Origin of the sequence: Prevotella sp. TF12-30, from assembly GCF_003436715.1 — a bacterium.
In the GTDB taxonomy this organism is placed as follows: domain Bacteria; phylum Bacteroidota; class Bacteroidia; order Bacteroidales; family Bacteroidaceae; genus Prevotella; species Prevotella copri_A.
The window spans coordinates 8,040-27,276 of sequence record NZ_QSQJ01000003.1; the positions used below are offsets into that span (position 1 = coordinate 8,040).

At 47.2% G+C, this 19,237-nt stretch carries 16 protein-coding genes; 6 read left to right on the forward strand and 10 right to left on the reverse strand.

The window, feature by feature from the left end; genetic code table 11:
• Positions 1 to 273 precede the first annotated feature (273 nt).
• The 4 genes from DXD25_RS01965 to DXD25_RS01980 all read left to right on the forward strand — a co-directional run bounded on the left by DXD25_RS01965 (position 274) and on the right by DXD25_RS01980 (position 2,229).
• The gene (locus tag DXD25_RS01965) at positions 274 to 780 is read left to right on the forward strand and encodes a very short patch repair endonuclease (RefSeq protein WP_117661557.1); all 507 of its coding nucleotides are present in this window, start codon (positions 274 to 276) and stop codon (positions 778 to 780) included.
• Positions 781 to 807: 27 nt separating this feature from the next.
• A complete protein-coding gene (locus tag DXD25_RS01970) occupies positions 808 to 1,260 on the forward strand; it encodes a hypothetical protein (RefSeq protein WP_147327820.1) in 453 nt (150 codons plus the stop codon).
• An 89-nt stretch (positions 1,261 to 1,349) separates the two neighbouring features.
• Complete coding sequence (locus DXD25_RS01975; protein ID WP_117661559.1) at positions 1,350 to 1,712, forward strand: type II toxin-antitoxin system HigA family antitoxin; 363 nt, start codon at positions 1,350 to 1,352, stop codon at positions 1,710 to 1,712.
• A 10-nt stretch (positions 1,713 to 1,722) separates the two neighbouring features.
• Complete coding sequence (locus tag DXD25_RS01980) at positions 1,723 to 2,229, forward strand: very short patch repair endonuclease (RefSeq protein ID WP_117661560.1); 507 nt, start codon at positions 1,723 to 1,725, stop codon at positions 2,227 to 2,229.
• Here the strand turns inward: DXD25_RS01980 and DXD25_RS01985 are convergent.
• The 4 genes from DXD25_RS01985 to DXD25_RS02000 form a co-directional block, all read right to left on the reverse strand.
• Positions 2,226 to 2,477, reverse strand: a complete 252-nt coding sequence (locus tag DXD25_RS01985; RefSeq protein WP_117661561.1) for a hypothetical protein — start codon at positions 2,475 to 2,477, stop codon at positions 2,226 to 2,228. The two genes, DXD25_RS01980 and DXD25_RS01985, sit on opposite strands and share 4 nt — an antisense overlap.
• On the reverse strand, positions 2,458 to 2,946 hold the full coding sequence (locus DXD25_RS01990) for a DUF3990 domain-containing protein (protein ID WP_117661562.1): 489 nt from the start codon (positions 2,944 to 2,946) through the stop codon (positions 2,458 to 2,460). The genes DXD25_RS01985 and DXD25_RS01990 overlap by 20 nt, the downstream gene beginning before the upstream one ends.
• Positions 2,946 to 3,191 (reverse strand): DUF3791 domain-containing protein, encoded by a 246-nt coding sequence (locus DXD25_RS01995; RefSeq protein ID WP_117661563.1) that lies wholly within the window; start codon positions 3,189 to 3,191, stop codon positions 2,946 to 2,948. The genes DXD25_RS01990 and DXD25_RS01995 overlap by 1 nt, the downstream gene beginning before the upstream one ends.
• A 244-nt stretch (positions 3,192 to 3,435) precedes the next feature.
• Complete coding sequence (locus DXD25_RS02000) at positions 3,436 to 4,188, reverse strand: NigD-like protein (protein WP_117661564.1); 753 nt, start codon at positions 4,186 to 4,188, stop codon at positions 3,436 to 3,438.
• 196 nt (positions 4,189 to 4,384) lie between these two features.
• Here DXD25_RS02000 and DXD25_RS02005 point away from each other — a divergent pair, with 196 nt between their 5' ends.
• Positions 4,385 to 5,521: a metallophosphoesterase gene (locus DXD25_RS02005; protein ID WP_117661565.1), complete on the forward strand. Its 1,137-nt coding sequence runs from the start codon at positions 4,385 to 4,387 to the stop codon at positions 5,519 to 5,521.
• Positions 5,522 to 5,870: 349 nt separating this feature from the next.
• Entirely contained in the window at positions 5,871 to 6,476 is a 606-nt protein-coding gene (locus DXD25_RS02010) for an epoxyqueuosine reductase QueH (protein ID WP_187360414.1), read from the forward strand.
• Positions 6,477 to 6,603: 127 nt separating this feature from the next.
• On the opposite strand, the gene DXD25_RS02015 is transcribed toward DXD25_RS02010, so the two are convergent.
• From DXD25_RS02015 to DXD25_RS02040, 6 genes are all read right to left on the reverse strand, one after another.
• Positions 6,604 to 8,268: a formate--tetrahydrofolate ligase gene (locus DXD25_RS02015; protein WP_089542867.1), complete on the reverse strand. Its 1,665-nt coding sequence runs from the start codon at positions 8,266 to 8,268 to the stop codon at positions 6,604 to 6,606.
• Between the two features lie 296 nt (positions 8,269 to 8,564).
• Positions 8,565 to 10,931: a beta-galactosidase gene (locus DXD25_RS02020; RefSeq protein ID WP_117661566.1), complete on the reverse strand. Its 2,367-nt coding sequence runs from the start codon at positions 10,929 to 10,931 to the stop codon at positions 8,565 to 8,567.
• A 119-nt stretch (positions 10,932 to 11,050) separates the two neighbouring features.
• Entirely contained in the window at positions 11,051 to 12,610 is a 1,560-nt protein-coding gene (locus tag DXD25_RS02025; RefSeq protein ID WP_187360418.1) for a glycoside hydrolase, read from the reverse strand.
• A 69-nt stretch (positions 12,611 to 12,679) separates the two neighbouring features.
• The gene (locus DXD25_RS02030; protein ID WP_117661568.1) at positions 12,680 to 14,434 is read right to left on the reverse strand and encodes a glycoside hydrolase; all 1,755 of its coding nucleotides are present in this window, start codon (positions 14,432 to 14,434) and stop codon (positions 12,680 to 12,682) included.
• Between the two features lie 97 nt (positions 14,435 to 14,531).
• Positions 14,532 to 16,148 (reverse strand): RagB/SusD family nutrient uptake outer membrane protein, encoded by a 1,617-nt coding sequence (locus tag DXD25_RS02035; protein WP_117661569.1) that lies wholly within the window; start codon positions 16,146 to 16,148, stop codon positions 14,532 to 14,534.
• 57 nt (positions 16,149 to 16,205) lie between these two features.
• Positions 16,206 to 19,223, reverse strand: a complete 3,018-nt coding sequence (locus tag DXD25_RS02040; RefSeq protein WP_117661570.1) for a TonB-dependent receptor — start codon at positions 19,221 to 19,223, stop codon at positions 16,206 to 16,208.
• Positions 19,224 to 19,237 lie beyond the last annotated feature (14 nt).

The window sequence follows — 19,237 nt, forward strand, 5'->3', positions numbered from 1 at the left end:
GTCGTAAGTAAGTCACTTAGGGGTCGTAAGTAAGTTACTTCTTCAGAAAAAGACGTGAAAATCCGTGAGAAATCGTGAGAAACCGTGAATGGCGGATTCTGAATGTTGTATCTTTGCATTGTGATGTTTTCCACGAGTCTGACTGGGGTTAGCCGATGGCTTACTTTTATGCAAGTTTTTGGGGAATTTCTTTTGTGGTTTCATGAGAAAAGATTAATTTTGTATCGAATGGTGTGATTAGATTAGAAAAAGATGTCTTAATAAATAAAGCGTATGCCAGATAAAATGACCATAGAACAGCGCCACAACAATATGGCGGCAATCAGAGGCAAGGATACCAAACCGGGGATTCTTGTCAGGAAGTTCCTGTGGGCTAGGGGATTCAGGTATCGGCTCAATCATCCTCGGTTGCCGGGAAAACCGGATATTGTGCTGAGGAAGTATCGTACCTGCATTCTAGTGAATGGGTGCTTCTGGCATGGACATGAAGGATGCAAGTATTATGTGGTGCCGAAATCGAACACCCAGTTCTGGCAGGATAAGATCAGGAGAAACCGAGAGAGGGACCATGAGGTGCTGCATCGGTTGGCAGAAATGGGATGGCATACTATTGTAATATGGGAATGCGAACTGAAACCGGCTGTCAGGGAGAAGACTCTGGAGTCGCTAGCCTTTACACTGAACCATATCTTCCTGGAAGATCATCATATCAGGAGGTATGAATTGCCGGAAGAAAAGCCGGCAATGGTGGCGGAGCCGGATCCAAGGCATCGGGATTAGTAACTACTATTATTGGGAATAAGGCTTATGAAAGATATGGATAAATATTGGAAGAACGTGGATTCACTTTTCGATTCTAAAGATACTCGGAAAGTGATTTGGGTAAGTTATGCAGTTGGTCTTGTATTGGTTACTGCTTCCATATTCAGGCTATGCCTTAGGTTATTAAGGCATGAAGAATTTACTTTTGGGAGAATATCTTCATTAATTATAGTGTTAATGGTAGGTCTTTCTTTGGTTTGTTTCCTTTTTTATAGGAAGAAAATATCGATTAAAATTAAGTTTTACCTGTTGTGTCTAATTTTTGTGTGTGGTGGTATCAATATGTTTCTTCATCCAAGAGTTTCAAGAAGAATTTCATCTGAAACATATTGTCAGGTGGTGGGAATAGTGGGCTGTCTCTTCTTTGGGGGAGGCGGTTTGTGGGTATTGTATAATGATTGCAAGTGGCATAGGAGGCGTAGAGACGAGGAGGAATAAAGTGTACCGATGCGCAGACCTTGCGGAACTGTCGGGACACATAGTGAATATGACAAAATTGATTGTTCCACCATTTAATAAAAGCTATTATGGAAAGAATTACCAAAGAACAATATGAGTTTGCACTCAACAGAATTGAAGAACTCCTGCCATTGGTAACGGATGCTACTCCTGCCAATGATAAGAATGCCATAGAACTGACTTTAATGTCGGACATTGTAGAGTCATACGAAAAAAAGCATTACCCAATAGGAAAGCCTTCTGTTTCTGAACTTATTGAATTTTCATTAAATGAAAAAGAAATGACTCAGAAACAATTGGCTTCAGAAATTGGAGTAAGTCCTTCACGTATTAACGATTATGTCACAGGACGTTCGGAACCTACTTTAAAAATTGCAAGATTGTTATGTAAGGTTCTGAACATAACTCCTGCCGCAATGTTGCAATGCTAAGCGGAAACAAATGTCAGATCGCTTAACCATAGAACAGCGCCACAACAATATGGCGGCAATCAGAGGCAAGGATACCAAACCGGAGATTCTTGTCAGGAAGTTCCTGTGGGCTAGGGGATTCAGGTATCGGCTCAATCATCCACGGTTGCCGGGGAAACCGGATATTGTGCTGAGGAAGTATCGTACCTGCATTCTGGTGAATGGCTGCTTCTGGCATGGACATGAGGGATGCAAGTATTACGTGGTTCCGAAATCGAATACCCAGTTCTGGCAGGATAAAATCAGGAGAAACCGGGAGAGGGACCATGAGGTGCTGCATCGGTTGGCAGAAATGGGATGGCATACCATCGTCATCTGGGAATGCGAGCTGAAACCGGCTGTCAGGGAGAAGACTCTGGAGTCGCTTGCCTTTACCCTTAACCATATTTTTCTGGAAGATCATCATATCAGGAGATATGAGTTGCCGGACGAAAAGCCGGCAATGGCGGCGGAGCCGGACCCAAGGCATCGTGATTAATACCCTCTCTGTTTCTCGTAAATGAAATCGTCGGCGATGTATCCATTGCTCATAAGATACAAGCCGGTGCGCTTATCGTGGAGCTGGGCACAGGTCTTGCTGCGATAGAAAAGATCAAGAGCCATAGCTGGAGATATTTTCAGGCGTTTTGATAATTCGTAAGCAACGCCACCTATCTGATAGCTGAGAATCATTTCTTGAATCTCAGGAGTCTTGGTATTTATCTGGTTATATTTTTTCTGTACCATTATAGATTAAGTATTTATTGATGAGATCTTGATTGAGTAAACAAATCTGATTGTTGGGCTTATGAAAAGTTAACTGCTGTAGAGCTGATTCTGTATCGTAAAAGCCTGTCATATATAGGTTTACGGTATCAATCACTCTGTCGTTTGCTATGCCGCCTTCCACATAGTCGTAATCTTTGGCTGGATTTTTTCCTCGTCTGTTGGCTACAATGAAGTCTAGCCAGTCTTTATCGTATGCGGTGAATATCTTGCTGCGAGCCTCGGCGAGAATTGCATCCCTATCCAAGGAATAGATATTGAGTAGGGGTTCTGCTGCTCTTTTATCTGCAATGGTTTTAGCCCATTTTATAGCCTGTTCCTTTAAATCAGTTACGTAGAAACCTTGACCAAAGTCTAACCTTGGTCTTCCTACATGATAAAGTGGAGCTTCTATAATTTCTGTGGCTCCATGATAGACTGTTATTTTCATCAGTTTTTCTTCTCCCAATTAGTTAGACACTCTATGACATCTTCTATAAGATACTCTCTACTTTCGGTATGGAGTGTATCATAATGGGGCAGAATGAACTTGTTGATTAAATCAACCTTTCTCATTCTTTCGTATATTTCAATATATGGCACCCCGAGCTTTCTAGCGGCTCCCTCAACGCATGATGCAGCAAAAGCGAGCTTGATTTCTTCTAGGGGTAATTGTATTCTGTTGTTTTTTTCCATTTTTTCGTACTTTCCTCTTAATTCCTACAAAGATAATGCAAAAATAAGAAATATTTCTCTTTTATGCAAGTTTTTGGGGGATTTCTTTTGTGGTTTCGTGAGAAAAGATTTTTTTGTATCGAATGGGGGCTCTAATGAAATTATTGAAGAGTATGTGGAGATAATGCAAAAACTGATAAAAAATCCCCTGATGGATTCTCTGAAGAGAAGCATCAGGGGATAGGCGTTTTACTTTATCAATCTTTTACTTTATAGCCTTACTTGTCTGGCTGTAGCCGTCCAGCTGCTTGGCATTGGTGATTGCCTTGCGCGAACAGTAGTTGAAATCCACCTTCTTGTCACCATTGCTAGACTTCCAGCGGATGGTGAGCTTCACAGTCTTGCCATTGGTGTCTGGCAGGGCATTGTTGAGGTTGAAGGCTACCAGGGCATCGCCTACACGATACTTGGCATCACCATTCTGATTGTGACGAAGCTCTACCTCGTATGGATTCTCTGGGTTCACACCGGTGAGAAGGTTGATGATGTGTGGCTTCTGACCGCCCCAGAGAGCACGGAAGCGGAGAGTGAGATAACCATCCTCTGCTACTGTTACCCAATCGCGAACGATATCTACCTCATCATTGCCATACTTCGCATCGTTCTCTGCCGGAGTAGAGAGATAAGGTGCTGGCTTCTTGGTGAGAATGCTGTCAATCCAGTTGACATGTACTACCTGAGAATACTTGTCGCTCTTCTCATCGGTAGCTGTATAGTTGACGAGTGCTCTAACCTCCTTGCCATCAAAGACTGGAGTCTTGAGGTTCTTGGCGAGCAATGTGGTGTTGTCATCCAACTGCAGATAGCAGGCATCTGCATTCTGCTTGACAGTTACTAGGGCATTAGGTAAAACCTGATCCCAGTTGGTATCATCATCAGAATCACACGACTGAAAGGTGAATGCTGACATCAGCAGGGCTACTGCGAGCCCGATTTTCTTAAAATTGATCTTTCTCATAACTTTTCCTTTTTAAATCTTTCTGTCTATAAAATGCCCGAAGATGCGAAATCTTGCTTCTGATTTGGCAAAAGAAAGTTAAATGTATTTTTGAGATTCCCATTTATTTTGTAGTGTCTTCAATTTACACTACCTTTGCAGAAAGTTGTTGCGCCCTGACTGGGGATGCAGCGAATAGCTTAATAGAAATAGGTAGATGAATAAGGTTATCAAGAAGTTTTTCAGATCACTTATGTATATAGTAGGCATCGGAGCTATGACACTGGTGCCCGATGCCTGGCTGTGGCATATCGGAGTGGGAGAGTGGCCTCTGCCGCTAGCCATCCTCTGGTGGATTCCCTCTCTGCTCATCATCCTGGCTGAGGTGGGACTGCAGTTGGGTAAGTTTCATCGCACATCGGTGAGAGTGCTTTTCTCTCTCATCCTTTTCTCTGTGATGCCGAAGGTGGTATTCATCCTCTTCGAATTCTTCATGCCTTGGTTCTTCGCCATCCTGCCTGCCCTGGCGGTGATGGGATGGTTCCTCTATGGATTCGTAGAGGGATGGAAGCGACTGGAGGTGAAATATGTGACTTATTCTTCTGCCGATCTGCCTCCTTACTTCGATGGCTATAAGATTCTGCATTTCACGGATCTGCATCTCGGTACCTTTCCGAAGGGTGCCGACTTTGTGAGAAAGGTGGTGGAAAGAGCCAATGCCGAAGGGGTGGAGATGATGCTCTTTACCGGCGACCTGGTGAACAATGCTGCCGATGAGGTGGAACCTTATGTGGAAGATCTGAAGAAGCTGCATGCTCCCGATGGTATCTTCTCGGTTTGGGGTAATCACGATTACTGCGAATATAATACCAACCACAGTCTGAGTGCCTTGAGAAAGAACCGCAGACTCCTCTTCCAGTTGCAGAATGAGATGGGATGGCATCAGCTGATGAACGAGCATTTTACGGTATCGCATGGTATGGCTTCGATAGAAATCATCGGTGTGGAGAATGCCGGACAGCCTCCGTTTACCAATCGCAGTAACCTGAAGAAGGCGATGAAGGGAGTGGCGAAGGATGCTTTCAAGATAGTGCTTACCCACGATCCGCACCATTGGAGAAGGGAAGTACAGAAGACCGGAGTTCACCTGACCCTGGCGGGACATACTCATGCCGGACAGTTGAAGATTGGTAACTTCACTCCTGCCCACATGGCTTTCAAGGAGTGGGGTGGAGAATACTGGCTGGGTAGGCAGCTGCTCTATGTTTCTGCCGGATTGGGCGGTTCATTCCCTTTCCGACTGGGTGCCTGGCCGGAGATGACGGTCATCACCCTGAAACGTGATTTGGGTTAGAAAACAGACTGGTAGTCAGACATCTCACAGTTCCCGAAGAATTGAATAAAAACGTTAATTTGCTGATGCAAACTGTTAAGTTTTGGTTAAAAAATCGATATTTATTCATTTAGACGAAAAATTATCGCTTAAAAATTTGGTAACTCAAAAATTAATCGTATCTTTGCATCAGTTTTCGCATATATTTGGGCAAATGGGGGGTGTCGAGAGACTGTACTCCATTTGTTTTTTTTGTCCAAAAAGCGAAATCCCGCTTTTTCCGCTCACTTTATCATTAGAAATAAGCAAGGTATTCGCTAAGAATACTCATCATAAAGTTCAAAGTTCAAAGTTTAAAGTTCAAAGTAAAATGAAGATTCCTGTAGAAGAACAATATAAATTCGTGAAACTTACTCTTCCGGATGGAAGCAAGGCTGAAGGAATGTCGGTGTTGCTGCATGCCTGTTGTGCACCCTGTTCATCGGCTATCGTAGAGTGTATGCTTCGCAATGGCATGAAGCCAACCGTGTATTTCAGCAACAGCAATATCTATCCGCAGCAGGAGTTCGATATCCGCAAGCACGAGCTGATGAGATTCCTGGAGGCGCAGCAGGTGCCCTATGTTGAGGATGAGTACGACCATGAGGAGTGGCTGGCTACCATCAGGGGATTGGAGAAGGAACCGGAGCGGGGAAGCCGCTGCTCGGTGTGTTTCCAATATCGTCTGACTCATGCTGCCAGGTATGCCCAGGAACATGGATTCCATCTGCTTACCACCACGCTGGCTTCATCGAGATGGAAGAATATTAAGCAGATAGATGCCGCAGGACATATTGCGGTAGAAGGATGCCCGGATGTAGAGTGGTGGGATATGAACTGGAGAAAGGGTGGTTTGCAGAACCGCCGAGGAGAACTCTTGAGAATCAATGAATTCTATAATCAGTTATATTGTGGTTGCGAATTCAGTATGAGATAAAGTGTTTTTCTGCGCTGTGATATTTTAGGCACGGATTACACGGATTACACGGATTTATGACGCTCATGATAAATCCGTGTAATCCGTGTAATCCGTGCCTTTTCTATATTCTAGGCTAGATGCTTATTTATGAAAGACCTGTAATCTCACCATTCACCACATCGATGCGCTCAGCCTGTGGGCTCTTTGGCAAACCTGGCATACGCATGATAGGACCCGCGATGACTACGATCATCTCGGCACCCATATTCACGGTGATGTCGCGAACGTGGAGCTCGAAGCCTTCTGTAGGACCGTATGCCTTGGCATCGGTAGAGAAGCTATACTGAGTCTTGGCGATACAGATAGGGAACTTCTCGGCACCCAACTTCTTGATTTCCTCGATCATAGACTTGGCAGAATCGCTCAAGGTTACGCTGCCGGCACCATAGAGGTTGAAGGCAACATCCTCGATCTTCTTCTCTACAGGCTCATCGTCATCGTAAGTGAAGTAGAGAGGAGCAGATGGATGCTCATCGATGGTCTTCACTACGAGCTCAGCCAACTCCATTGCACCCTTGCCACCTTCGGCGAAGGCACTGTTGACAGCGAATCCGCAGCCCATCTCCTCGCAGTGCTTGCGCAATACCTCGATTTCCTCATCGGTATCAGTAGCAAACTTATTGAAGGCGATGACTACAGTCTGACCAAAGCTCTGCAGGTTCTTCACATGCTTGTCGAGGTTCCAGTAACCAGCCTCCATGCCAGCTACGTTTGGCTTCTTGATGTCTTCCTGAGCTACGCCACCATGCATCTTCAAAGCCTGGAGAGTAACGACGAGAACAGTAAGGTCTGGCTGCAAACCAGTCTTGCGGCACTTGATGTTGTAGAACTTCTCTGCGCCGAGATCAGCACCGAATCCAGCCTCTGTGATGGCATAGTCGCCATATTCGAGAGCTGCTGCTGTAGCCATCACAGAGTTACAGCCATGAGCGATGTTGGCAAAAGGACCGCAGTGAACGAAAGCAGGAGTTCCCTCTGTGGTCTGAACCAGGTTTGGCTTCAGGGCATCGAGGAGGAGGGCAACGATACTGCCACCTACACCCATATCCTTGACGGTGAATGGCTTGTCATCCTCTGTGATACCCAGGAGAATATTGTCGATGCGACGACGGAGGTCGTCAACACTTGTTGCAAAACACATGATAGCCATGATCTCTGAAGCTGGAGTGATGTCGAATCCAGCCTCTGTCTCGATACCGTTCTTGTCACCGATACCGGTAATGATGCGGCGGAGACCACGGTCATTCACATCCATCACGCGGCGCCAGAGAATCTTCTTGAGCTTGAAGCCCTCAGCTTCGTGCTGGAAACGGTAGTTATCGAGCAGGGCGGCAATCATGTTGTTAGCCTCTGTGATAGCGTGGAAGTCGCCAGTGAAGTGAAGATTGATCTTATCCATAGGCAATACCTGGGCATAACCGCCGCCGGCAGCACCACCCTTCATACCGAAGCAAGGTCCGAGAGATGGTTCACGCAAGGCAACGACTGCTTTCTTGCCAATCTTCTGCATACCGAGGGCGAGACCTACAGATACGGTGGTCTTGCCATTGCCTGCCTTGGTAGGGCTGATAGCAGTGACGAGGATGAGATGATGGTTTTTAAACTTGTTGGTGTCGATCTTGTCCGTAGTAATCTTAGCGATGTAACGGCCGTAGTTCTCTACTTGGTCTTCATGGATTCCAAGTTCAGCTGCAACCTCATTGATGGGGCGCAATTTTACTGATTTAGCTATTTCAATATCTGTCAACATAAAAAATGTATTTGTATTTTGCTGCAAAGATACGCAAAAGTATTCACATAATGGCATATCAATGTATAAAAAAACAAAAAGTGAGGGAGAAGGAGTTTATTATATACAAAAAAAGGAGTTTTAATATATACGAATAAAGGAGTTTAATATAAACGAAAAAAGAGGCAGATTCACATCTACCTCTTTTTTGCAATCTAACTAACTTTCTATTCTCCAATAGAAATACTACATTTTAAACTATATGTGTTAATTATCCACAGTCAGCCTGTGGCTGACCAAACCTATGAACTATCTTTTTATTTTCTAACGTAGAGCTTAAAGCCCTTGACGCTGCCCGGTGCCCCCTGCTCGGCACGTGGCAGATACTCGAAGGCTGAAATGGTAACCTCCTTACCCATATCCACGATTCCCAGATGTGGGAAGTTGGCGCCCTTCTCGGTCTGCCAGTAGGTGCTTTCCTGAAGGTCGAACATCTTGTCGAGAGTAGAGTTACCCTTCTCGCTGTCTGCGTAGTAAGCCACCCAGTTGTTGCGGTCGATGCGGTTGCCCTGTGCGTCCTGGAGATAAACCTCGGCGATGGCAATCTGGCTGTCACCACTCTGGCTGCTCTCTGCCTGGATGGCGAAGTAGCGACCGGTTACAGGCTTGTCGAGCTTGATGGTCTGCCAGCCGTTGCCAGCCTTGAACTCGCCTTTCAATACTGGAGTCTCTGAATTGAGATCCATGCGATGACCTGGCTCGTTGTGCTTGTTGCTCTTTTCGAGATTCAGTTTGTCTAGCTCCGGATGATCCTGGCAGAAAGCGGTAGGAGCCACGGTAGAACCTGGCTTTCCTGCTTCACCCTTAGGACCTACAACATCGAGAACAATCACCTCGTTCTTGCCCTTCTTCAACCAGCAGCCTGGAAGATATAAGGTCTGTTGAGGACCAATCTGCCAGAAGCGGCCGAGGGCATGACCGTTTACGTAAACTTGTCCCTTGCCGAATGCCTCCATATTAATAAAGGTGTCGCCCACCTTCTTCAGGTTGAAGTAGCCACGATAGTAACCCGCCTTGGTCTGGAGACCGCGCATCTTGTTGGTTGGCATAGCGAGTGCCTTGACTGCTGTCTGATAATCATCAGCGATGCTGCTGTTGTTCCATCGGGTAGGGGTGAGGGCAAGTTCGCAATCCTCTTTCTGAGTAGTGAGGGTTACGTTGCCGATGATACCCTTGTAGTCTTTGATGGCACGACCGAAGTTGATTCTTCCCATACCTTCTACCACGATGGTGAGCTGTGCCCCCTGTGGCATGGCTGGCAATTCGAGTGATTTCTCATTCTTCACACGGTCAATCTTACCCATATACTTTCCGTTCACATATACCTGAGCAAAGTCGTGGAACTCGCCGGTCAGGGTTGATATGCTTTCGATGGCAGGAACGGTAGTCTCGTAAACCATGGTACCCCATCCCATATCCATATCCTCGAAGCACTGAGGAGCCTGGGTTTCCTTCTCCTTTCCGATACCATAGCTCAATGGCTTGTATTCGGTAAACTTGAACTCTGGCACCTTGATGATCTGCATCGGAGCCTTAGGTACAGCTGGCAACTTCTTGCCGTCGTTGTATTTTGCCATCATCTTCTGCAGTTCGTAGAACTTAGGAGTAGCCAATCCCCATTCGTTGATAGGGGCATCGTAATCGTAGCTGGTTACGTCTGGCTGGAAACCAGGAGAGTTGGCACCTGCCCAATGGCCGAAGCTGGTTCCGCCGTGGGTCATATAGAGAGAGAAGCTGATGCCTTTGCTCAGCATCTCGTCCATTCCTTCTACCATATCCTTGGCAGGACGGGTCTCGTGGCGTGCTCCCCACTTGTCGAACCAGCCGCTCCAGAACTCTGAACACATCTTAGGAGCATTCGGACGAACCTCGCCGAGACGCTTAAACTGCTGGTCGATGTTGGCACCTGTACCGAAGTTCATGGTCCAGGTCAGGTCATCGAGACCATTGTTCAGGAAGTTGGATGACCAGTCGCACTGGAAGAGACTTACCTTATCGAAGCCGCTCTTGCGGACGATGTCGCGGATGGCACTTACGTATGGCTTGTCCTTACCGTAAGAACCATATTCGTTCTCCACCTGAACCATGATGATAGGACCACCATTCTGGATGGTGAGTGGAGCCAACTGCTTGCCCACTTCCTTCTCGAAGATTTCTACTCGCTGCATGAAGTAAGGATCCTGCTCACGCAGACGGATATCCTTCTTCTTGAGGAGCCACCAAGGCAGACCACCCATTTCCCATTCAGCACAAACGTATGGACCTGGGCGAACGATGACATACATGCCGTTCTTCTGAGCGAGGCGGCAGAAAGCAGCCACATCGTTGTTGCCAGTGAAGTCGAATTTGCCTTCCTCCTGCTCATGGATATTCCAGAATACATAGAGGCAGACGGTATTCATGCCAAGAGCCTTGCACATCTTGATGCGATGCTCCCAGTAGGCACGAGGAATACGAGGGTAGTGCAACTCGGCAGCCTTAACCACGAAAGGTTTGCCATTGAGAAGGAATGTCTTGTCGCCGGTAGTGAAGGTGCCACCTTTTTGTGTCGCCATCATCTGAGCCGGTGCCAGTGCCAATAGTGAGGCAAAGGCTAATGTCTTGATTGAAGTTGTTACTGTCATTATACTTATTTTTTTAGTATTCTTGATAAAACATTTGCAAAGATAACGGAAAATCTCCTTTATGAAGGATAAAAATCGTTCAATAAAGGGGATTTTTCGTTAAAAAGGGACTATTTCAATCATTTTTGCATAAAAGTCGTAATGCTTCGTGGAGCCAATTGGGTGGTTCCATCGCAACTTCCAATAGGCGCTAAACTCTCGGAAGAGATGTCACTGGTACGATACATCTGCCAGCTTTTCTGCTCATGATTATCGAGTTGAAAGTTGACAGGCTTCACATCCTCAGAATAGTTGATTGCCACAATCACCCATTTGCCGTCGGCATTCTGATAGGCAGAACACATTACACCGTAAGGGTCGTTGTAGCCTTCCTCTATCTGCTTTCCATCGGCAGAAGTGGTAGCGATATCGTAGCGCTGGGCACCAGGACGGATAAAGCGGGAATAGTTGCCGAGTGCCCACATCAACTTGGAATCTACTGCCCAGCCGCTCTTCCATCCATCCTTGCTGTAGATGCGGATGAGTCCATCGCGGTAGTCACCGCCTGCAGAACGCCACCAGCTCCAGCTCTCGGCATTGGCATATACCAGGTCATGATGGATGACACGAGCCACATAGAGGGCTGTCTTCATCGAGAAGTCGTAAGGAGTTCCGCCGCCAATCTCCTCATCGTTGCCCATGATGCAGAGTTCTGTTTGCCAGAACTTGATGTTCTTCTGCTTACACGCTTCCCTAATCTTCATTCTGATTTCTCTCATGTATGGGATAGGGGTATTGGTCCAGTAGCTGTGAGCACCGATGAGAGGGAGGAGTCGCTTCACGTTGCCCAGGTAGGTCTGCGTACTGTCTTTGGTGAAGAAGGAGTTGATTTCGTAGCCTCGCTGCCAGTCGGCCATGTGGGTGCCAAGCATGCAGCGATAGTCGCTCGACTCATTGATGAGAATATCGGTGTTGAGCTTGTTTTTTACCAATGCTTTGCTTACCTCCTTTGCCACCTTGGCAAACTCGCGGTTGGTGGCTGGGGTTCCTTCCTGTTTCGGTCCTGTCCAGTTCCAATGTCCATCCGGCTCGTTGATAGGGCTGATGTAGTTGAAGTGGATGCCATCGTGCTCTTCGATGCCTTTGAGAGATGTGGCGATGAACTTTCCGAATTTGCCGTAGCAATCATCCTTCAGATTGATGGTGCCGCCGCGCCCTGTGTTGGTTGCGAGTCCGTTCTTGGTATAGAACACGGGTGCTGAGTTGCAGAAGGCGAGGAAATAAGGCACACCTCTCTGCTTGGCGAGCTTGAGAAACTTGCGCTGTCCAGCCTGTTTGCTCCAGTCGTAGGTGCCGTCAGCATTGAGAAAGCATTGGGTTCTTGTGCCCGGCTGAATCTGCGAAGCCTCTCCCTGTTCCTCGCTTCCGGCTCCCAGATTGAATCGCCAGATAGACAAGCCGATGCCTTTAGGTTTGCCTAAGGCATCATTCTCGGTAGAGAAGAGCCAGTCTGCAATCTGCTCCTGCTGTTTCTCTGACCATAGACCGAGAAACTGCATACTCCAGGCATCGCTGGCACCGAAGTGCTGGATGTGCTGTTCCGGGCTTTGGGTAAGGATGGTATAACGGGTTGTTCCTTCCTGTGCTGCCTGCATGTTGATGCTGGCGATGAGCAATGCAGATAAAGCACCGTATTTCATATAATTATGTGCCATAATAGAATTTTTTGTTTGATGAGTTGTTCAAAAGGCAGATGGATGCCCTTGCTGTTATTTTATCACGAATTTCTTTCCGTTTTGGATATAGATACCCTTGGCGAGTCCTTCTGTAGAATCTGCATGTTTGCGAACCAATTTGCCCTCGATGCTGTAGATGTTATTGCTACCGGCCTTATCTGCCTTGATATGGCTAATGCCAGTATTGATGGCATCTTCGAAATCAATCACGATGGTTACAACGCTCTTGGTTGGGATGGCAATCAGCTTATCCAGACTGAAACTGCTCTTGATGTGCTTCAGTTTTTCTTTCGCAGATGTGCGGTAAACGTTGATATCCTTGGCTACCTTCTGTCCCTCAATGTTGATGCGTACACTGTTTTGTGATGCCATCATGTTTACATATACCAAAACGATTCGTTTGCCATCTGGAGAAAGATAGGCAGATCCCAGAAGCTTATTGAGATCTTCTTCCTTATTGGTGATATGGTCGATACGCTTGTAACCAGGGCGGATGAAACGGCTGTAGTTGCCGAGTACCCAGAGGTTACTGTTGTCGGTGATGGTACCGCCGTTCTGGATATCACCATAGCTCTCGTTGTTGTTATCGCCCTGGGCATTCATTCGCAAGAGATAGAAGCGGTTCTTCTGTCCCCATTTCTCTTGTGCGAAAGAGGTCCAGTAGCTCCATGATGCCATATTGCCGTAGGTGAGATCACAGTGGATAAGCTTACCCATATAGAGCGAGATGTCCATATAGCTGGCTGCATCGTAACTGGAAGGGAAACCTGCTGAAGTGGATGGCTCCTTATCGAGCATGCTCCATTCGGTTTGATATACATCGAGATTGTATTCCTGAGCCTTGTTCCATACGTTCTGACGGATGTCCTTCAGGTCGGCATTCGTGCCGAAGGTCCAGTAGCTATGACCAGCGATGGCTCTTTTCAGGTTTTTCAAGTCGCCGATGTAGGTGCTGTTGTTGCTGGTATTGAAGAAAGCCTCTATCTGGTTGTTGGCTCTTTTCTCGGTTCCGTCTTGATAGAGTGCCTTCCATTGGCAGGCTTCCGGCAGGAGTATCTGGGCAGAGAGTCCCTGGTCGGTAATGCTTTTGTCTAACTCTCGGGCGAGCTTGGCGATGCACTCGTTGGTCCATGGTGAACCTTCCTGACCTTCTGTCCAATCGTATTGTGGCTCGTTTACCGGATCAATGAGGGTTATGTTGTAGCCTTCGTCGGTGAAGTGCTTGGTTGTGGTCGTGAGGAATTTGGCAAAGTCGGCATAGTGATTGTCTGCGAGATTGCTTCCGCTCACACCCTTGTTGGCGCATGCCTTGCCGTTTTTGGTATACTGTACTGGGGCTGAATTGGAGAAGAGCAGAAAATGATCTACTCCATATTTCTTGGCTTGCTGCATGAAGTATTGTTGACCTGCCGACTTGGTCCAGTCGTAGTTGCCATTGGCATCCAGATAGCAGTAGCCGCGTCGGGTGATGTCTTCGATGCCACTTTGGCTGCCTTGTTCTGCTGAACCGGCACCCAGGTTTACGCGCCACATCGAGAGACCGATGCCTTCTGGGTTACCGTCGGCATCCATTTCCTGGCTGAAGAGCCATTTCGCCGATTTCTCTTTTTCTGCATCACTGAAATATTTGCCCACAAAATCGGCTGTCCAACAGTCGCTTGATCCGAAGTCTGCTATGGTCTGATAGCAGATGTTGGGATTTACGGTGACCGTATATGATGATTGCGCATATAAGTTGGCAGTCATCATCAAGGCAGCTGTGAGGCTGAAGATGGATGTTTTTTTCATTTGCTGAGGCTTTATATATAATAAGGTGTATGGATAGCAATATTTTTATGAAAGAAAAGGGGCAGGACAAGAGATTTGTCCTGCCCCCTTTGATATTTTAGTTGTAACCTTCGTTCTGCTTGATGGTTCCGTTACTCATGGTAATTTCTGAGTTAGGGATGGCGAAGAGAAGGTCACGAGGTGCCTGGAAGTTGATACCCTCGTTGCTGTTCTCCTGCTGGTTGGTGGTCTCGTATGGGTCGGTAGATTCCTCCATGTTGTACTTCACGAAAGTACCGTTAGGACCGAATACGTGTTCCATCATTGTCTTTCCATCATCCATCTTCCAGCGGCGCAGGTCGTCGAGGCGGGTTCCCTCAAGTGCCAGCTCCAGACGGCGCTCGGTGCGGATAGCATCACGAAGGGCTGTGCCTGTGGCGGTAACTTCTGGAAGTTGAACACGCTGGCGTACCTTGTTGAGTGCCCACTGTGCCTCACTGTCGTGATTGAGAGCATTCTCTGTCTCTGCATACATCAGCAATACCTCTGCATAGCGGAGCAAGCGGATGTTCATTGGATTGTGAGGTGCATCGTATGGACTAGGACGTCTATTCACTGGGATGAAGAGCTTCATGTTGCAACGGCCAGACTTATGCTTGCTGGCTGAAATCACGTATGGGTTGTCTTCATTCCAGGTTGGGTCGCCAGGAACATCTGTCTGTCCATCGTGAAGGATTGTATAGCGAAGTCGAATCTCATCTCCTGCATCCTCGAAAGCCTTTTCCAGGTTGCTGGTAGGAAGCCCCCATGACCAACCTGCGTCGTCACGTGAACCAACCAAGACTGAGTAGCGCTCACCCAGAGAATACTGTGTATCATCGCTGGTCTGAATCTCGAAGAGACTCTCCTTGCCATTGTTGTAGTCGATGTTCCAAACCTGGCTGAAGTCATCCATCAGTTCATATTCCGGTGTTCCGCTGGCATGAGAGCCACGGCAGGTGAGTTCCTGCAGGATAGGCTCAGCTTCAGCATACTTACCCTGGTAGAGATATGCCTTTGCCAACATACCCTTGGCAGCACCGCTGGTAGCACGACCGATGTCGTTGGCAGATAACTCTGCCTTCTTTGGAAGATCGGCGAGGGCATCCTTGAAGTCCTGCTCAATCTGAGCGTAGGTTTCTGCTGTGGTAGCTCGGGTGATACCCTGAACCTCAGAAGGCATCTTGAGTGACATTACCAATGGTACACCGCCAAAGTTCTTCACCAGTTCGAAGTAGTAGAAACCGCGGAGGAACTTAGCCTCGGCAATCAGGCGCTTCTGATACTTCTCGTCGTTGAATTTCAGTTGTGCAATCTTTTCGATGGCGATGTTGCACTGGGTGATACCCTTGTAGCGATATTGCCAGAAGTTCTGTACGGCATTACCCAAGTCGATGGTGTTGCCGGTAAACATGGCTGCTACTCTATATTCACCCGGGTCCTGTGTGGTGTTACCCATCCAGCAATCATCGGTGGTAATGTTGCAGAGGTTGTAGAATTTGTAAATCTGCCACCAGTCATCACATGCGATGAAGTTGTAGCAACCGGTAATCTGCTTTTCGCATTCTTCCTCGGTGGTGAAGTAGTTCTCCATATCCTGCTGACCGCGGATAGGCTCCTCAAGGAAGTCGGAGCAAGATGTCAAGCCCATGGTCAGGGCAGAAGCCAAGGTCAAACCTATGATATATCTTTTCATAATCTTGTTTCTTATTTTAATGATTACATATATTATAATAATGTATATTCCCTGCGATTAGAAGCTCATGTTCAAACCGAAGAGGAAGGTACGTGGGTTAGGATAACCTGTGTAGTCGATACCAGCCTCTGTTACACTCTTACCCATTGATGCTGCTTCTGGATCTGCACCAGAGTAGTTGGTGATGGTAAAGAGGTTCTGAGCTGAGAATGACAAACGCAAGTTCAGCTTGTTGTTGAACCACTGCTTAGGCAATGTGTAGCCAATCTGGAGCAACTTGCAGCGGAAGTAAGAACCATCCTCTACGAAGAAGTCGCTTACTCGCTTGTAGTTCATGTTGGAATCATTGACAGAGAGGCGAGGGAATTCTGCATCAGTGTTGTCGGTTCTCCAGGTCTTGTCGTAAGTGCCGGCATATACATTCAGACCGTCGGTTCCTGCATAACGACCGATGTTCTGATTGAAGATGTCGTTGCCGAAGGTTCCGTAGAAGTTGGCTACGAGATCGAAGCCCTTGTATGCCGCATTCAGGTTCAAACCTACCATGAGGTCTGGGAATGGATTACCGATATGAGTCTTGTCGTTGCTGTCGATGACACCATCATTATTCAGATCCACGAAGCGGAGGTCTCCTGGTTTGGCATTTGGCTGCAATGACTCGCCATGCTCGTTGGTGTATGACTTCACCTCTGTCTCGTTCTGGAAGATACCTGCTGTCTTGTAACCCCAGAACTGGCTGAGAGATTCACCCTCGGCATTGCGAACGATGTAGTCGCCGCTGAATCCACCTGTCCAGATGTAATCGCCATTCAATTTCACTGCCTTGTTCTTTACCTGAGAAAGGTTCAGACCTATGCCGTAGGTGAAGTCTTGGATCTGGTCGTTCCAGTTGATACCAAGTTCCCAACCAGATGCCTTCATTTTACCTACGTTCTCCCACATCTGTCCGTTCCACATTGGGTAACCGAGGATGAGGAGGTTGTCTTTCTTCATCAGCATATCGTGAGATGTCTTCTCGAAGTAATCTGCTGTTACCTTCAGGCGGCTCTGGAGAAGAGCGAGGTCAAGACCTACGTTCCAGTCTTCCACGGTTTCCCACTTCAGGTTAGTGTTTCCGATACCGCTCACGGTAGAACCGATGATGCGGTTTGGAGTTCCACCGAATACATAGGTTGTTGTACCGATAGAGCTGAGATATGCCGAGTTGTCAATGTTCTGGTTACCAACCTTACCCCAACCAGCACGGATCTTGATGTCATCAAACACCTTCTGGTTCTTCATGAACTCCTCGCCGGTAAGGCGATAAGCTCCAGATACAGATGGGAAGGTAGCCCACTTGTTGTCCTTGGAGAACTTGGAAGAACCATCCACACGGATAGATGCTGTGAGGTAGTACTTCTCTGCATAGTTGTACATCACACGTCCCAGGTAAGATACCAGCGAAGTGAAGCTGTCGGTACCCGTAGCTGCTGGGTTCTTGGTTCCTGAGCTAGGGTAGCGCAGAGACTCATCATTATTTGGAATATTCTCTGAGTAAGCATTAGCCCAGTAGTCCTGGAAGCGCTCCATAGTGTAACCGCCCATCAAGTTGATGTTGTGTTTCTTGTTGAGGGTTGTCATGTAGTTCACGGTGTTGGTCCAGTTCCAGTCCACCCAGTTCTCCATCTTTCTGGTAGCGTTGTTGTTCTGGTTCTGCTCCAAGTTGTCGATGAAGAAGTTTACGTTGAACGAATCAGTTCTGCGGAAGCGGGCGTTCAAGCCGAATGCAGATTTGATGGTTAGTCCCTTGATAGGGGTGAGACTTACGTATGGAGTTGCGAGCAATCCATATTCGCTGGCACCAGAGTCCATACGAGCCATTGATGCTACAGGGTTGTACTCCTGGTTGTTGTGAGAACGCTCATAGTTGCTGTATGGATTGCTGGTCCATTCACTCTCTGCACGCATTACTGGAGTTGTTGGATCCATCGCCATGATGGCACTCATCAGATTTGGTGTGTCATCCCACTGCTCGTAGCGAGGAGTGAAGTCAACACCTGCCTTGACAATCTTATTGAAATTGTATTCGGTAGAGAAGCGTGCAGAGAGTTTCTGCCACTGACCTACCTTGTACTGAGAGTCCTGCTTGTAGTAACCGATACTTCCTGAGTAGATCATCTTGTCGTTACCGCCAGAGAATGAAAGGTCGTAGTTCTGCTGTACGGCTACATCGTTGATGCATTCTTTCCACCAATCGGTATAGGTATCTGCACTTCCCTTGAAAGGAGAAACGTTGCCATCGTTGGTATAACGAGTATCAAACACTTTCTTGTATTCCTGAGAGTCTGCCATATTCTGCTTCTTCAATGTTTGGAGACCTACGGTGGCTGTTACATTGAATTTGGCATCTCCCTTCTTACCTTTCTTGGTGGTGATCAAAATCACACCATTCGAAGCACGGGTACCATAGATAGCTGATGCAGAGGCATCCTTCAATACCTGCATGCTCTCGATGTCGTTCTGGTTGAGGAAGTTGATGTTGGTACCTACAGGCATACCATCTACAACGTAGAGAGGATCAGAACCATTCACGGTAGTGACACCACGGATGATGACACGAGGAGAAGCACCAGGACCACCGGCGCCACTGATCTGTACACCGTTCACCTGACCCTGGAGGGCGTTCATCACGTTACCGGTAGAGAGCTTTTCCAGCTTATCACCCTTGATGGCTGAGATAGAACTGGTGAGGTCGCCCTTCTTTACCTGACCGTAACCGATGACAACCACCTCGTTCAAGTCGTTGGCATCGTCCTTCAGTACAAAGTTGATCTGTGAACGGTTGCCAACCTTTTCTTCCTGGTTTGCCATACCTACGTATGAGATAACGAGGGTAGCGTTCTTGTCGGCATCGATGGTATAATGACCATCCAGGTCGGTAACAGCACCTTTGTTGCTACCTTTCACCTTGATGTATGCTCCAATAACTGGTTCGTTGTTGCTGTCCACGACATTACCCGTCACTTTCACGCTCTGAGCGTTCATATTGAGGGCAAAACTGGTTGCCATGGCTGCTATGATATATTTCTTGTTCATATTACTATGTTTCT

Coding starts and splice junctions, on each gene's coding strand:
- DXD25_RS01965 (WP_117661557.1), top strand. CDS start 274: ATGCCAGATAAAATGACCATAGAACAGCGCCACAACAATATGGCGGCA.
- DXD25_RS01970 (WP_147327820.1), top strand. CDS start 808: ATGAAAGATATGGATAAATATTGGAAGAACGTGGATTCACTTTTCGAT.
- DXD25_RS01975 (WP_117661559.1), top strand. CDS start 1,350: ATGGAAAGAATTACCAAAGAACAATATGAGTTTGCACTCAACAGAATT.
- DXD25_RS01980 (WP_117661560.1), top strand. CDS start 1,723: ATGTCAGATCGCTTAACCATAGAACAGCGCCACAACAATATGGCGGCA.
- DXD25_RS01985 (WP_117661561.1), bottom strand. CDS start 2,477: ATGGTACAGAAAAAATATAACCAGATAAATACCAAGACTCCTGAGATT.
- DXD25_RS01990 (WP_117661562.1), bottom strand. CDS start 2,946: ATGAAAATAACAGTCTATCATGGAGCCACAGAAATTATAGAAGCTCCA.
- DXD25_RS01995 (WP_117661563.1), bottom strand. CDS start 3,191: ATGGAAAAAAACAACAGAATACAATTACCCCTAGAAGAAATCAAGCTC.
- DXD25_RS02000 (WP_117661564.1), bottom strand. CDS start 4,188: ATGAGAAAGATCAATTTTAAGAAAATCGGGCTCGCAGTAGCCCTGCTG.
- DXD25_RS02005 (WP_117661565.1), top strand. CDS start 4,385: ATGAATAAGGTTATCAAGAAGTTTTTCAGATCACTTATGTATATAGTA.
- DXD25_RS02010 (WP_187360414.1), top strand. CDS start 5,871: ATGAAGATTCCTGTAGAAGAACAATATAAATTCGTGAAACTTACTCTT.
- DXD25_RS02015 (WP_089542867.1), bottom strand. CDS start 8,268: ATGTTGACAGATATTGAAATAGCTAAATCAGTAAAATTGCGCCCCATC.
- DXD25_RS02020 (WP_117661566.1), bottom strand. CDS start 10,931: ATGACAGTAACAACTTCAATCAAGACATTAGCCTTTGCCTCACTATTG.
- DXD25_RS02025 (WP_187360418.1), bottom strand. CDS start 12,610: ATGAAATACGGTGCTTTATCTGCATTGCTCATCGCCAGCATCAACATG.
- DXD25_RS02030 (WP_117661568.1), bottom strand. CDS start 14,434: ATGAAAAAAACATCCATCTTCAGCCTCACAGCTGCCTTGATGATGACT.
- DXD25_RS02035 (WP_117661569.1), bottom strand. CDS start 16,148: ATGAAAAGATATATCATAGGTTTGACCTTGGCTTCTGCCCTGACCATG.
- DXD25_RS02040 (WP_117661570.1), bottom strand. CDS start 19,223: ATGAACAAGAAATATATCATAGCAGCCATGGCAACCAGTTTTGCCCTC.